The sequence below is a fragment of the Desulfomonilia bacterium genome, assembly GCA_036567785.1.
GTDB lineage: Bacteria > Desulfobacterota > Desulfomonilia > UBA1062 > UBA1062 > DATCTV01.
The window spans coordinates 56757-71111 of the sequence record DATCTV010000023.1 but is presented as its reverse complement, the minus strand read 5'-3'; the positions used below and the strand labels follow the sequence as shown (position 1 = coordinate 71111).

At 51.0% G+C, this 14355-nt stretch carries 13 protein-coding genes; 8 read left to right on the top strand and 5 right to left on the bottom strand.

Features of this window, described 5'->3' with window-relative positions:
* Nucleotides 1-36 precede the first annotated feature (36 nt).
* Both VIS94_04995 and VIS94_04990 read left to right on the top strand, forming a co-directional pair.
* A complete protein-coding gene (locus VIS94_04995) occupies nucleotides 37-2520 on the top strand; it encodes a glycogen/starch/alpha-glucan phosphorylase (protein HEY9160425.1) in 2484 nt (827 codons plus the stop codon).
* On the top strand, nucleotides 2496-3329 hold the full coding sequence (locus tag VIS94_04990; protein ID HEY9160424.1) for a hypothetical protein: 834 nt from the start codon (nucleotides 2496-2498) through the stop codon (nucleotides 3327-3329). The genes VIS94_04995 and VIS94_04990 overlap by 25 nt, the downstream gene beginning before the upstream one ends.
* Before the next feature lie 15 nt (nucleotides 3330-3344).
* Here VIS94_04990 and sugE read toward each other — a convergent pair whose 3' ends face one another.
* The 5 genes from sugE to VIS94_04965 form a co-directional block, all read right to left on the bottom strand.
* Nucleotides 3345-3668, bottom strand: a complete 324-nt coding sequence (sugE, locus tag VIS94_04985; protein ID HEY9160423.1) for a quaternary ammonium compound efflux SMR transporter SugE — start codon at nucleotides 3666-3668, stop codon at nucleotides 3345-3347.
* Between the two features lie 4 nt (nucleotides 3669-3672).
* Nucleotides 3673-4209 carry an AAA family ATPase gene (locus tag VIS94_04980; GenBank protein HEY9160422.1) on the bottom strand — a complete coding sequence of 179 codons (537 nt, stop codon included), beginning with the start codon at nucleotides 4207-4209 and terminating at the stop codon, nucleotides 3673-3675.
* A 49-nt stretch (nucleotides 4210-4258) separates the two neighbouring features.
* On the bottom strand, nucleotides 4259-5602 hold the full coding sequence (locus VIS94_04975) for an acetyl-CoA hydrolase/transferase C-terminal domain-containing protein (GenBank protein HEY9160421.1): 1344 nt from the start codon (nucleotides 5600-5602) through the stop codon (nucleotides 4259-4261).
* Between the two features lie 183 nt (nucleotides 5603-5785).
* A complete protein-coding gene (locus tag VIS94_04970) occupies nucleotides 5786-6631 on the bottom strand; it encodes a TetR family transcriptional regulator (GenBank protein ID HEY9160420.1) in 846 nt (281 codons plus the stop codon).
* Nucleotides 6628-7485 carry a TetR family transcriptional regulator gene (locus VIS94_04965; GenBank protein ID HEY9160419.1) on the bottom strand — a complete coding sequence of 286 codons (858 nt, stop codon included), beginning with the start codon at nucleotides 7483-7485 and terminating at the stop codon, nucleotides 6628-6630. The genes VIS94_04970 and VIS94_04965 overlap by 4 nt, the downstream gene beginning before the upstream one ends.
* Nucleotides 7486-7701: 216 nt before the next feature.
* Here VIS94_04965 and VIS94_04960 point away from each other — a divergent pair, with 216 nt between their 5' ends.
* From VIS94_04960 to VIS94_04935, 6 genes are all read left to right on the top strand, one after another.
* Entirely contained in the window at nucleotides 7702-8883 is a 1182-nt protein-coding gene (locus VIS94_04960) for a thiolase family protein (GenBank protein HEY9160418.1), read from the top strand.
* 1 nt (nucleotide 8884) lies between these two features.
* Entirely contained in the window at nucleotides 8885-9298 is a 414-nt protein-coding gene (locus VIS94_04955; GenBank protein ID HEY9160417.1) for a Zn-ribbon domain-containing OB-fold protein, read from the top strand.
* Between the two features lie 10 nt (nucleotides 9299-9308).
* Complete coding sequence (locus VIS94_04950; protein ID HEY9160416.1) at nucleotides 9309-10136, top strand: enoyl-CoA hydratase/isomerase family protein; 828 nt, start codon at nucleotides 9309-9311, stop codon at nucleotides 10134-10136.
* 11 nt (nucleotides 10137-10147) lie between these two features.
* Nucleotides 10148-11311, top strand: a complete 1164-nt coding sequence (locus VIS94_04945; GenBank protein ID HEY9160415.1) for an acyl-CoA dehydrogenase family protein — start codon at nucleotides 10148-10150, stop codon at nucleotides 11309-11311.
* Between the two features lie 26 nt (nucleotides 11312-11337).
* A complete protein-coding gene (locus VIS94_04940) occupies nucleotides 11338-12900 on the top strand; it encodes a long-chain-fatty-acid--CoA ligase (GenBank protein ID HEY9160414.1) in 1563 nt (520 codons plus the stop codon).
* An 89-nt stretch (nucleotides 12901-12989) separates the two neighbouring features.
* Nucleotides 12990-14348 (top strand): NADH:flavin oxidoreductase, encoded by a 1359-nt coding sequence (locus VIS94_04935; protein HEY9160413.1) that lies wholly within the window; start codon nucleotides 12990-12992, stop codon nucleotides 14346-14348.
* Nucleotides 14349-14355: the final 7 nt, after the last annotated feature.

Below are 14355 nucleotides of genomic sequence, written 5' to 3'. Positions count from 1 at the left end.
TTCTTGGGCATTCAATTCAACTAACCGGAGCATAACATGGAAAATGAACTCTTTCAGAAAAATAATGACAGGAAGGATTCCGTAAGGTTCGGACTCGGGCTTGAAGATTTAAGACAGGCGTTTGAAGACCAGCTGCTCTGCATGCAGGGCAGGCTTACGACACTCAAGATCACCAGGAACGATGCCTTCATGGCCTTTGCCTACATCGTGCGCGACAGGATGATCATGCGTGAATCCGAAAGCATGGTTGCCGGATTTCAAAAGGCGGCCAAGGTGGTGGCTTATTTTTCCGCAGAGTTTCTGGTAGGCCCCCAGCTCGGCAACAACCTTATCAATCTCGGAATATTCGATGAAGTATTGAATGCGCTCAAGGCGCAGGGATACAGCCTCAATTATATACTGGGTCAGGAGCATGAACCAGGCCTCGGGAATGGAGGTTTGGGCAGGCTTGCATCATGCTACCTCGACTCGCTGGCAACCCTTGAGGTCCCGGCGATTGGCTACGGCATCAGATATGAGTTCGGAATATTCGATCAGGTAATTCAGGACGGCTGGCAGCATGAGGTGACCGACAAGTGGCTGCAGGACGGCAACCCCTGGGAAATCCCAAGACCGGAACTGGCGGTCAACGTCAAGATAAGCGGGCATACCGAGTCTTATACCGATGAATCGGGCCGCTACAGGGTGAACTGGATTCCTCACCATGAAGTGCGCGGCGTTGCATATGACATGTGGATACCCGGATACCGTGTCCCAAACTGCAGCCTGATGCGGCTATGGAAAGCAGAGGCCGCCGAATCTTTCGATTTTCAGGCATTCAACCACGGCGATTATTACAAGGCCGTGGAAGACAAGATATATTCGGAAAACATCACCAAGGTTCTTTACCCAAACGACGAGAACTTCTCGGGCAGGCAATTAAGGCTCGCCCAGCAGTATTTCTTTGTGACATGTTCGCTCCAGGATATGCTCAGGACATTGTCCGACATGGAAAGATCCCCCCGGGAATTCCACAAGATCTGGGCTGTGCAGCTTAACGACACGCACCCCTCGATCGCAGTGGCCGAGTTGATGAGGCTTCTTGTTGACGAACACGACCTCGACTGGGACGATGCCTGGGAGATAACCGTCAACACATTCTCCTACACAAACCATACCCTCATGCCCGAAGCGCTTGAAAAGTGGGACTTCGAGCTGTTCAACCATATCCTCCCGCGTCACATGGAGATAATATACGAAATAAACCGCCGGTTCCTCGAAGAAGTAAGACGGCTGTTCCCCGGCGATGAGGAAAAGGTGAGAAGGCTCTCGATAATAGACGAGACCGGAGGCCGCCATGTAAGGATGGCCAATCTCGCATGCATAGGAAGCCACAAGATAAACGGTGTTGCGAAGCTTCATTCCGAGCTCGTCAAAAATGAGCTTCTGAAAGACTTTCATGATATGTGGCCTCATAAATTCCTCAACATAACAAACGGAGTCACTCCAAGAAGATGGATGCTTCTGAGCAACCCGGCCATGAGCTGCCTTATAAAAGAGACCATAGGTGAGACATGGGTGACAAAACCCGAAGAGCTCAGAAAGCTTGAACCACAAGCCAAGGACAAATCCTTTTGCGATAAATGGCGGAAAATCAAGTATGACAACAAATGCGGCCTGGCAAAACTCATAAAGAACAAGACCGGCATCATTGTGGATCCTTCATCCATGTTCGACTGCCAGGTAAAGCGCATACATGAATACAAGAGACAGCACTTGAACGTTCTGAACATAATAACACAATACAACAGGCTCAGGCACAATCCCGGCATTGAAACAACGCCACGCACATTCATATTCGGTGGCAAGGCCGCGCCCGGCTATCATATGGCCAAGCTCATCATCAAATTCATCAATTCTGTGGGTGATGTCGTGAACAACGACCCTGTTTCGAAAGATATCTTGAAGGTCGTCTTCTTCCCCGATTTCGGGGTCAAATCCGGACAGAGGATATATCCCGCTGCTGAGCTTTCAGAACAGATTTCGACGGCAGGACTCGAGGCCTCGGGCACAGGCAACATGAAATTTTCCTTTAACGGCGCCCTTACAATCGGCACTCTCGACGGGGCGAATATAGAGATCAGGCAGGAGGTTGGCGAAGACAACTTCTTCCTCTTCGGCAATACGGCCGAAGAGGTGAAGAAACTAAAGGACGCGGCATATAATCCTCGCGACTGGTATGAATCAAACTCAGAACTCAGAGAGGCAATCGACCTTATAAGCTCCGGATATTTTTCAGGGGGAGACAGGGAGCTTTTCAAACCGCTTGTCGATAACCTGCTGAATTACGACCCGTTCATGCTTTTTGCCGACTACCAGTCATACATCGACTGTCAGAACAGGGTATCATCAGCCTACAGGGACAAAGAACACTGGACGGAAATGTCGGTCCTGAACGTTGCCAGAATGGGCAAATTTTCTTCAGACCGTTCCATCAGGGAATATTGCGAGAATATATGGGGCATAAAAACACCGAAATGACTTTAATGATAAAGGCGCGTCTGCTGCCCCTTGTCATTCTTACGTTATTCTGCCTCACCGCCAATGCCTATGGGCAAAGCGAAGAGACAGGACTTATCAGCCTTTCCGAAAGGCTTCAGAACCCCCTGAGCGATCTCTTGAGCGTATCAATTGAGGACACGGCATATTTCAGATACGGACCCGGCCGCAACGAAACGATGGACACGCTTGATTTCAGCGCCTCGCTTCCCTTTCATGCAGGCGCCGGAATGGACATAATCGTCAAACCGGACATCCCGCTCGTCTATGTTCCCTGGCCTGAGAAGCAGGCGGGATTTGGTGATATGAAAATCACTGCATTACTGGCCGGTTCGCTGCATGAAGGCATCTCATGGGGCATAGGGCCGGTCATCGGCATACCGACTGCAACTGGCGATCTCCTTGGGACTGGCAGATGGACAGCAGGACCTTCAGCTGCACTGGTTTACACGGGCCGTAACGTGGTTGCAGGCGTCTCTACTTACGGGCTCTTCTCTTTCGCAGGTCCCGTCAGCAGGGGCGAGGTCGACCGGCTCTACATAAGGCCGTTCATCTATGTGAACCTGGAAAAAGGCTGGTATATGTATATAGACCCCGAATTTCAATGCGACTACAACCTGCCCGGCTCTCAGCAATGGACGGTGCCTCTGGGAGGAGGTATTGGAAGGACATTCACGGCAGGCAAACAGGTTCTCTCGGCATATGTATCCTGCTACGCGAAATTCGAACATCCTCAGGATGCCTCTGACTTGTACATGAAGGCCGGACTCAACCTGCCGTTAGGGAAATAAGCCGCACGGGCCTTGTCAGGCTTTTGTAACCAGTTTGAGCCCAACGATGCCCGTTACAATCAGGAATATGCAGAAAAGCCTGGCGGCGTCCCTGGGTTCACCAAAAAGGATCATACCGCAAACGGCTGTGCCGATTGCGCCTATCCCGGTCCAGATCGCATATGCGGTGCCTACCGGAAGAGTTTTCAACGACTGGGCCAGAAGCAGCACGCTAACCAGCATGAAGACCACAGTAAAAACGCTCGGCCATATCCTTGTAAAACCTTCCGTGTACTTCATGCCCACGGCCCAGCATATCTCGGAAAGACCGGCAAAAAATAAAATTATCCAGGCAGTCAAATGCTTATCCCCTCATTAATGATTTTTTCACTATTTCATCCAGTGTGTTAACAGCATCATCCATCGAGGAGGTATTGAGGATATAGGCGTCCGCGAGCGCTACAGGAACGGCTGTACCGTATTCGATCTCGCGCATGTCGCGCGCGTCGAACGCTTCCGCCGAATCATCCGAGCGTCCCCGGCTCATGATTCTTTCGAGCCTTAATTTTCTGGGTGCAAGAAAAGCTATAACACAGGCATCAGCACTTTCCTTAATAAGTTTAATTTCCGGCCATGAGCGCATGCCTTCGAGGAATACGACGGGCGAATTCTGGTTAAGCGCTGTTGAAAGCGCCTGCCTGGTAACCCCCAGACCGTCAGCCCCCCTCATCTCGGTCGAAACACTGCCCATGTTTTCAGCATTGGCCTCAATTGCTCTTTTTGCCACTTCCATCCTGACAATATCACCTGTTGCAAAATACGGATAACCCTTGGCCTTTGCGTAATCCTTCGCACAGTTCTTGCCCGAAGCAGGCATGCCGACGATTATGAATATGGTCATTTGCTCTCCCTTAAAATCATTGTTCTTTCAGGTTTTTCTCACCACAATATCAACTTATTTTATTTGAGCGCTTCCAAATCTTCATCTTCCCCGCTTCTTTTATAAGCCAGTCCCTGAAGTCCGGATGAGCTATCGATATGAGCGCCTCGGCCCTTTCCCAGGTGCTCTTCCCCTTCATGCTCACTACGCCGTATTCGGTCGCGATCATATGTACAGCCGTTCTCGGGCAGGTGACAATCGTTCCGGGATCGAGCGTCGGCCTGATCCTCGAAAGAACCTTGCCTTTCTTGTCATAAGTTGAAGCAAGACATAAAAAGCTCATGCCTCCGTTTGACTTGTATGCGCCTTCGACGAAATCCAGCTGTCCGCCGGTACCGCTTTTGTGTATATGCCCGACGCTTTCCGAGGCCACCTGACCGAAGAGATCGACCTCGATGCATGCGTTTATGGAAATGAAATCGTCGATCATGGAGATGTTCCTGGGATCATTGGTGTAGTCAACCGGATACGATATCACGCCCGGGTTGTCGTCAATAAAATCATAGAGGTCTCTTGACCCTATGGCAAATGAAAAGACCTGCTTGTAGCGGTCTATAGGCTTCTTCGAGCATGTGATTCTTCCTGCCTTATACATCTTGAGATAGGCGTCCACATACATCTCGGTATGAACGCCAAGGTCTTTCAGGTCGGATTCCGATATCATGGTGCCGATCGCGCTCGGGACACCGCCTATGCCCAGCTGAAGACAGCAGCCGTCACGCATGTACTCGATTATGTTCGAAGCAATCTTTTTTTCTATCTCATTCGGTTCCAGTACGGGAATCGTAGGCAGCGGCGGATTTGACGTCTCAACGATATAGTCAACCCGTGAAATGTGAATGCACTCCTGATTTCCGCCCAGGACTCTCGGCATGTTGGTATTAACCTCGAGGATCACGTATTCGGCCTTTTCCACGGCAGCCAGAGATGCCGGAGAGTTTGACCCGAAATTGAAATATCCGTGCTTGTCCATCGGACTTACTGTCGCCATGAATATCCTTGCAGGCACACATTCGTTTCGTGTCATGTCAGGACATTCGTTGAACTTCATGGGCACATATGAAAGCTGACCCTTGTTGTAGTATTCGCGCTCCTTTACGCTGAAATGCCAGCTGTTCCAGTGAAAAGCCCTTTTTTCGGGATCCGCCTCGAGCGTATGGTGAGGCCAGAGCCCGATGCAGACACGGATGTTCACATCGGCAAGCTCGTCTTTTCTTTTTGCAAGCGCTCTGTCCAGTTCATTCGGCGAACTGAGCCCGAAGGAATAATCAAGCCAGTCCCCTGACCTTACCACCTTTACGGCCTCATCCGCACTTACGAGCTTTTTCCGGTATTCCTTTCGATAGTCATCCATAATCGCTGTCTCCAAGTTCTTTTTCAGGAATCTGAACAATAAAAACCGGCTTTTTGTCAATGCTATAAAAAAATTAAATTTCTATGGAAAAATATCGAGAGGGTTATGCCTGAATACTATCGCTGAATATTGAGCATTGTTGTCTCATATGTTTGGACATTCTTTTCATCCAGAAGAAGATTATTAGTTTCTTTCACTTAAACCAGACCAGAATATTATTTCCAGGTTTTCAATTATTTCAGATTCCGAAAACACACCCTGATGAATCAAGGCTGCCGCATATTCTGACATCCCCATGACAATATATCCGGCAAGATTGATGTCGATATCATCCCGGACCTCGCCGAGTTTCTGCATACGTTCTATATCCTGGGTTATCGGGCCGACGATTTCGCTTATGACCTGGCGGAACTTTTCCTTGAAGACGGGATTGTCTCCCACTGCGTTGCTCCGCAGGAGATTCATCATGACTACCCAGCGGGGATAGGAGGAAAAATAGGCAATGGCGCGCTTGCGGAAACGTCGCATCATATCCTTCTCATTCCGGATCTCCTGCCATACATCCCTGTACATTTCATGGAAAATACGATCGGCGCAGGCGATGAAAAGCTCTTCCTTATTCTTGAAGTAAAGATAGAAAGTCTCCTTGCTGATCCTTGCTTCGGATGCAATGTCAGCGATGGTGGTTTCTGCTAAACCCTTTGCAAAGAAGACCTCTATGGCAGATGTTATTATGTCCTCCCTTCTTCCTGCGGGAATATTCTCATCATTGGTTTCAATATGTGAGCGGCTGAGCACATGGGACATTTCTTCACGTATGACCGATAGCGGTTTGTGCTCCATGATCTGTTTTTGCCTGACAAGTCCGAGTGCATCAATATGTTCCTGGTTATAGTAGGCTCGTGTCCGGCCCGCTTTGACAGGAGGAGGCAGGATTCCTTCCCATATGTAATACCTGATGGTCGAGACAGGCACACCCGTCAGGAAGGAGAACTCCGATATCTTCATGCGTTTTATCGTACTCATCATTTATCCTCTGAGGATTTGTTCTTTCCTCTGACTGCTACACCTCCGAAGACAAGGGTCCAGCCTCTCGATATGATCTCTTCCGGATCGAGACCGCGATCGATCTCATAATAAAGACTGTATTCAGTCGCACCGACCAGCAGGTGTGCGATAAGGTTACTGTTCATGGGGCGTATGCTGCCCTGGGATATAGCTGTTTCAACATCGGCCTTGATGGGTTCTATAAAATTATGCATGATCTGTTCTAGTTTTGCCTTATAGGCGGGATTTTCCCTGATGGAGGCACCCCGCGCCAGGTTCAACATGTCGTAAACGTGTCGGGTGGTTCGTGTCATAGCCATGGAACGGTTCCTGAGTCGTTTGAGACCGTCGGTTTCATCCCTCACCGCGGGATCGTCTTTGGCGATGTCATAAAAAATACTCTCTGCACATTCGAAGAAAAGGTCTTCTTTGCCCTTGAAATACTGATATATGGTTCCCTTTCCGGTATGAGCCCTTCCGGCGATATCCATTATGCTTGTGGACTCATATCCCTTTTCGCGAAATAGTTCGACGGCGGCAGTGATAATTGTTTCACGCGTTCGCGTATGAAAAACCTCGTTCCTGGCTGCAGGCATTATCTGGGTGCTGGACATGAGGTTCTCTTTTATCGATTGCAGGCCGTGTCCCTCGTTTTTCAGCCGCTTGATGGATTCAAGCCTCTGTATATGAATGTCGTCATAGTAAGCCATTGTCCTGCCGGTCTTCAAAGGCCTGGGCAGCAAACCCTTTCTGACGTAATATCTGATAGTGGCGGGACTTGTCCCTGTCTGTTCGCTTATTTCTGATATTTTCAAGCGCCGTGGATGTCGCGGCATAAATTCATCTCCTTTTGGTTCTAATATCTCATAAACCATATCATCGATAAAGCCCTGTTACCAAGGAATATGGCCTGCATCCCTTATTCAAAAATTATTTTTTAAAACACGATTGACATACATGAATAATGAGATTACTATTAACTATAGTACCGAACGGTACTGTTTATCAAGTTATAAATAATTAACACTCATTTCATCGATAAAGGAGAGCTTATGAGTAAAGGGAAAATCGCAATCATCGGCATTGGCGAGGTTCCGACTGCCAACCGGCCTGAGCGCACGCATTGGGATATCATCTATGACACCTGCATGGAGGCGGTAAGGGACTCAGGGCTTCACAAAAATGACATTGAGGGCGTCATCAGTGTAACCCCTCAGGCCCAGCCCAAGATCGCGGCTGAACTTTCTTTCGGCAAGCTTCCGGAAGAACTCGGCCTCAAGGGCTGTAAGGATGCGGTCAGTGTTAATGCCGGCGGGGCTTCAACTTCGAACGCCATCCGGCTGGCCGAGCAGTGGATAACTAGCGGCGTGGCAAAGGCTGTAATAGTGCAGCATGTCACGATTCATTCCACCATTCCGCTTATCGATCAGATCAACTTCTTCGCCAAGGCCGGTGTTGACCTGCAATGGGAATACCCCTATGGCACCACCTACAATATCATCATGGGCCTGATGGCCAACCGCTTCATGTATGAGTCGGGCTGCACGCCCGAGCAGATGGCCTCGGTGGTGACCGCCCTCAGGAGCTGGGCATCCAAAGACCCCAATTCGTTCTTCTTTGGCAAGGAAGTGCCGTCCGTTGAGAAGGTCCTGTCTTCAGATCTGCTCAATACACCTCTGCACAAACGTGAGAGTAATGTTCTGGGTGACGGCGGCTGCGCAATGGTCATCGTTTCTGCCAAGGATGCAAAAAAGATGAAGCGTCCGGCCGCCTATAAGCTGGGCGACTCGGTGCGCTATTTCAGCGGTACCTGCGTTATGCGGGATTTCAAGAAGGTGGAAGAAGGCTTCCGTGTAACCGCCAAGGAGGCCATGGCCCAGGCCGGCATTTCCAAGGATGATGTCAGCCTCTGGAACTGTTATCTGGCCTACCCTCTGGCTCATCCGCTGGTATGCGAGTGGCTCGAGGTGGCCCCTCCGGGACAGGGCGGCAAATACTTCCTTGAAGGCCACATGTCCTTTGGGGGTGATATCCCGTGGTCGACTATCGGTGATGCTCCCGGACGCGGCCATACAGGCTCGGGCGTGAGCGCGGCAACTTATGTCGAGACCGCCCGCCAGCTCATGGGCAAAGCAGGCGAGCGCCAGGTCAAGAACTGCAGATATGTCTATCAGAATGCAGGTGGAGGATCAGGATTCAACAATATAGCTACCATTTGGGGAAAGGAGGCCTGACATGGAATTCGAAATGAAAAAACCGGTTCCCGAAACACAGCCCTGGTCGGAGAAATTCTGGGAAGGAACAAAACAGGGCAAGCTTCTTATCCAGTTCTGCAATGACTGCAAATCTCATATATTCTACCCCCGGAAATTCTGCCCGGAATGCTGGTCGGGCAACCTTGGCTGGATCGAGGCCAGCGGCAAGGCCAGGATATTAACTTTTTCCACTGCCTACAGCATGGTCGAGCCCAAGTTCATGGACGAGCTGCCCTACACCATCGCCTATGTTGATCTTGACGAAGGCATCCGCATGATGACCCGCATCGTTGAATGCGACCCCAAGGACATCAAGTTCGATATGGAAGTCGAGGTCGTGTTCCACGAGCGCGAAGGATTCTACCTGCCGTATTTCCGGCCGGTCAAAAAGTGAGGTGTTCATCATGGTTGATTATACAACCATACTTTATGAGATCAACGGCCCCGTTTGCACCATAACGCTCAACCGGCCTGACAAGTACAACGCCATCAACCGAGAAATGGCTGCAGAGCTTCTCGATGCCTTTCGCAAAGTCAGAGATGAAACCGCCGTGGCTGTGGTGGTTCTGGCCGGAAACGGAAAGGCCTTCTGCACTGGCGGCGACCTGAGCATATTCCCGTCACTTGCAGAACACATGGAGTCGATGAACTGGCTTGCTCACCAGGGCTATGGAATCGGTAAGGCGATCGAGCTCTGCGAAAAGGTGGTGATCGCAAAAGTTACCGGACACTGTCTTGCCGGCGGACTTGAGCTGGCTCTCATGTGCGACCTCATCTACGCCAGGGAGTCCGCCAAATTCGGCACCACCGAAATCAACATGGGAATCCTGCCCGGCTGGGGAGGCACGGTTCGCATCGCCCGCTCAATGCCCATCTACCGGGCGCGCGAGATTATCTACAGCGGCCGCAAGGATTTCCTTGCCAAGGACATGTACGAGATGGGTTTTCTGACGAGAGTGTTCAAGGACGAGGAGTTCGAAGCCAGGTTCAGCGAAGTGCTCGCAAATATCAGCTCGAAGAAGGTCATCGCACTGCGCATGGCCAAGGAGGTCATGGGACGCTCGCTGGAGTGCGGTAGCATGGATGCGGCTCTGGCCCTTGAGCGCGGCGCCATCCAATGGCTGACATATGCACCTGACATTCAGGCCGTGATGGATACGTTCAGAAAAAAACCCGATGACCTGGTTGCCGCACAGAAGCAGGCAAACATCGCCACTGACGAGAAAAAATAAGGAGGTCTTATATGGATTTCTGCCTAAACGAAGACCAGATACTCATGCAACAGACCATGAAGAAATTCTGCGAGAAGGAACTCAATTATGAATATGTCAGGTGGATGGATGAAAACGTAGACTTTCCGCCAGATGAGCTCTGGAAGAAGTTTATCGATATCGGAATCCTATCCGGGCCGGTACCGGTGGAATACGGAGGACAAGGCCTGGGAATGGTCGACACGATGATCGGGTACGAGCAGATCTGCAAGGCATCCATGTCTGTGGCTCTGGCGGTCGGCGTAACCATGGGCTTTGGTCTCAGATTTCTGAACGAACTCGGCACCAAAGAGCAGAAAGACACATATCTGCCGCTGCTGGCGGAAGGAAAATTCAAGACCGCCATGGCCCTCACGGAACCCGGTGGCGGCACTGACATCCTGGGAGCGTTGTCCACCTTTGCAGAGGACAAGGGCGACACATGGGTGATCAACGGCCAGAAGGTCTTCATAACCGGCGCGCATGTTGCAGACTCGCTCTTCACGGTGTGCAAGACTGAGCGTGACGTTAAAAAAAGCATGTCCTGGAGCACCATCATGGTGCCGCGGGAAACCCCGGGTGTGACTATCCGCAAGGTCGGCAAGATAAGCTGTCACCATTGCGAGAGTGTTGAGATTTTCTATGAGGACGTGGTCGTGCCCAAGTCTAATCTCATAGGCACACGAGGCAATGCCTTCTATGAGATCATGACCGTGCTTAACCCCGAGCGTATCGGCGTGGCAATGATGGGAGTGGGTATCATCGCCGCCATATATGATTACTGTTTCAAGTATGTCCAGGAACGCAACGCCTTTGGCGGTCCCATCAGCCGCTTCCAGATACTGCAGAACTACCTGGCCGACATGTACATCAACCTGGAAAACTCCCGCAACCTTACCTATAAGGCCGCATGGCTCTGCGATCACGGCAAACCATATCATCTTGAGGCCACAATGGCCAAGCTCGTTGCTGCCGAGGGTGCGCGCCATGCAGGCACCTACGGGTCAGAAATATTCGGCGGTTATGGCATATGCAATGAATATCCGGTCTCCATGTTCCTGCGTGACGCCTACCAGATCCAGTTTTCGCCAATATCGAACGAGATGAGCCGCAACATGCTCATGCAGTTCCAGGGCCTTCCGAAGTCATGGTCATGAGCCCAATAACTTAAGGAGGTTGAAATATGTATACACTTGGAGATATTCCGCGCACCTCGGCTATCAATTATCCCGAGCGAGTAGCGGTCGTGTTTGAAGGCTTACGATGGACATACAAAGAATTCAACAATCGCATAAACCGATTAGCTAATGCACTTGTCGTGCTTGGCTGCAGGAAGGGCGGCCGAATCACAGTGATGGCCGACAACTGCTCAAAATATCTCGAGGCCTATTTTGCAGCCGCCAAGCTGGGAATGAGCGTGACCCCTCTGAATACTCGTCTGGGTGATGATGAAATCATCTATATTATAAATGACAGCGAGGCGACCCTCCTGATTGCGGGAGACGGATATGAGGAAAAGGTGTGTGGGCTAAAGCCGAAGCTTGGCAATATCAAGACATGGATCAGCTTCGACAACCCGACTGACGGATTCCTCGATTATGACAGCCTTCTGAAAGAGGCTTCTAATGCCGAACCCGATCTCGATGAATATGACGTACAGGAGGATGATCTTGCCATCCTGATGTACACCGGCGGCACAACAGGCCTGCCCAAAGGTGTAATGCTCTCACACCGCAACTGCGTGCTCTCAGGAATCATGGCCGCCCTGAGCATGAATCTGAACCGTGATGACTCCACCTGCTATGTGCTCCCTATTTTCCATGTCTCCTGGTGGCCTATTCTGGCAATAATGGTTGTGTGCGGCAAGGTCTGCATCAACCGAAGGCCCAATCTCGATATGATCTTTCAGCTCATCCAGGATGAGAAGTGCACGCACATGAATCTGGTGCCCACCATCTACGGATGGATTGTGGACTATCCCAATGTCGAGAAATATGATCTTTCCAGTCTGCGCATCCTCTCTTATGCCGGCAGCCCGTTTCCTACCGAGATTCTTGTACGCTGCATCAAAAAATTCGGCAATATATTCGCTCAGGGTTATGGTTCCACCGAAACCGCAGGTGCGCCGGTGACCATGTTGAGCTGGGATGACCACCACCTGGAGGGGCCCAAAACCAGATACCTTACCAGTGCAGGAAAGGAAGCCCCCTGTTCACGCGTCAAAATCATGGATGAGAACGACAATCCCGTTCCGACCGGTGAAATCGGCGAGATATGCGTAAAGGGCAAGCATGTCATGCTGGGCTACTGGAAGAATCCCAGGCTTACGGCCGAGGTCTTGCGCGGCGGCTGGCTGCATATGGGTGATATGGGGTTCATGGACAAGGAGGGCTATGTCTACATGACAGACCGCAAGGCCGACATGATCATCTCCGGCGGCGAAAACGTATATCCCAAGGAGGTCGAGGATATCATCTATCAGCATCAGGCTGTCAGCGAATGTACCGTGGTGTCCGCACCCGATCCCAAATGGGGTGAGATAGTGCAGGCCGTGGTTGTTCTCAAGCCCGGGATGAAGGCCACTGAAGAGGACATTATCGAGCACTGCAAGACAAGGCTTGCAGGCTACAAATGCCCCAAGGCTGTTGCATTCTGGGATTCCATCCCCAAGACCATCGTGGGGAAAATCGAGAAAAAGAAGATAAAGGAAAGCTTCTGGCAGGGCAGAGCGCGGAAGGTCAATTGATCATATATAAAACGATGTTATCTGTTCCTTTTTGATTCATGCAGGGCGGAAATGTCGGATTTCACTATTAAAAAATGGGAGGGATATAAATGTCTGACAGAAAGGAGTTTGCACACGTATTATCAAAGATAAAAATTGGACCGGTCGAATTGAAAAACAGGATTGCCCTGGCGCCTATGAACGAAACCATGTCCGGGGTCAACGGTGAAGCAACGGAACAGATGCTGGCCTATTTCGCTGCAAGGGCCAAGGGCGGAGCAGGTCTCGTGAGTACAGGGGCTGTCATGGGAACGCGCCTGGCCTCGGAATTCGTGTGGGGCCGCAACCTGTACCTCTTTCACCCCGGACATCTGCAGGGATTGGGAATGTTATCCGAGAGGATCCATTATTTCGGGTCAAAGGCCGCCATCCAGATGACCATCGGTTTCGGCCGGCAGGGACATTCCTATGATCATCATAAACTTGCACCCGCCCCCACCGCAGGGCTGCCCTACGAGATAGCAGCCGAAAAATCACCTAACCACTGCGCGGATCTGTATGCCGTCATTGAATATTCACGCTACTTCATGACAGGGCAAATGACACGCGAGATGACCATAGAGGAGATACGCAGCGAGCAGAAAGAATTCGCACAGAGCTGCCAGCTGGCCGTGATTGCCGGTTTCGATGTGATTGAGATCCATGCCCCGCACGGTTATCTCGAGCATGAGTTTCTATCCCCGCTTTCCAATAAGCGCACTGACCTGTACGGCGGGGAGTGGCGCAATCGTAAGCGCTTCCTGCTGGAAATCGCCGAGCAGATACGTTTTGCCTGCCCGGGCGTTGCGGTCGGATGCCGCATCAGCGCGGAAGAGCACATGCAGGGCGGGCTCACCGAAGAGGAAATGATTGATGTGGCTAAAGACCTGGAGGCCAGGGGTCTGGATTATATAAGCCTGTCAGACGGCGCCGGCTATGAGGAAAGCGGGCACCTCATCACCGACATGGACCGCTCCAGGCATATACCGGAGCATGGTGAGGCCTTCAAGAAGGCGCTCAAGATACCGGTTATCGTGGCCTCACAGCATGATCCGGTCAAGATCGACAAGAACATCGCCGATGGCAAATATGACATACAGGCGCTCGGAAGACAGCTTTTCTGCGACCCTGAATATCCCAACAAGCTCGCTGCAGGGAAACCCAAGGAGATCGTCCGATGCTCGCGCTGCAATACATGCCTCATGCGCTGTCTGGCCGGAACTACGCCGGCCTGTCCAAACAACCCTAACCTCGGACGGGAATACGTCATGGATGAATACAGGATCGGGCCGTGGCAGAAACATGAGTCCATTATCCCAGAGGGCATGATGATGGCGCCAATGCCGTCACTTGATAGGCCCTGGTGGAAAAATGAACTGGGTTATATCGAAAAGAGCTGGCGGCAGCTTCAAGGCCGTACGCCCAGGTAAACAAAAG

What these genes read in the sequence shown, in the direction of transcription:
- VIS94_04995 (HEY9160425.1), top strand. Translation starts at nt 37, where the DNA reads ATGGAAAATGAACTCTTTCAGAAAAATAATGACAGGAAGGATTCCGTA.
- VIS94_04990 (HEY9160424.1), top strand. Translation starts at nt 2,496, where the DNA reads ATGGGGCATAAAAACACCGAAATGACTTTAATGATAAAGGCGCGTCTG.
- VIS94_04980 (HEY9160422.1), bottom strand. Translation starts at nt 4,209, where the DNA reads ATGACCATATTCATAATCGTCGGCATGCCTGCTTCGGGCAAGAACTGT.
- VIS94_04975 (HEY9160421.1), bottom strand. Translation starts at nt 5,602, where the DNA reads ATGGATGACTATCGAAAGGAATACCGGAAAAAGCTCGTAAGTGCGGAT.
- VIS94_04970 (HEY9160420.1), bottom strand. Translation starts at nt 6,631, where the DNA reads ATGATGAGTACGATAAAACGCATGAAGATATCGGAGTTCTCCTTCCTG.
- VIS94_04965 (HEY9160419.1), bottom strand. Translation starts at nt 7,485, where the DNA reads ATGCCGCGACATCCACGGCGCTTGAAAATATCAGAAATAAGCGAACAG.
- VIS94_04960 (HEY9160418.1), top strand. Translation starts at nt 7,702, where the DNA reads ATGAGTAAAGGGAAAATCGCAATCATCGGCATTGGCGAGGTTCCGACT.
- VIS94_04955 (HEY9160417.1), top strand. Translation starts at nt 8,885, where the DNA reads ATGGAATTCGAAATGAAAAAACCGGTTCCCGAAACACAGCCCTGGTCG.
- VIS94_04950 (HEY9160416.1), top strand. Translation starts at nt 9,309, where the DNA reads ATGGTTGATTATACAACCATACTTTATGAGATCAACGGCCCCGTTTGC.
- VIS94_04945 (HEY9160415.1), top strand. Translation starts at nt 10,148, where the DNA reads ATGGATTTCTGCCTAAACGAAGACCAGATACTCATGCAACAGACCATG.
- VIS94_04940 (HEY9160414.1), top strand. Translation starts at nt 11,338, where the DNA reads ATGTATACACTTGGAGATATTCCGCGCACCTCGGCTATCAATTATCCC.
- VIS94_04935 (HEY9160413.1), top strand. Translation starts at nt 12,990, where the DNA reads ATGTCTGACAGAAAGGAGTTTGCACACGTATTATCAAAGATAAAAATT.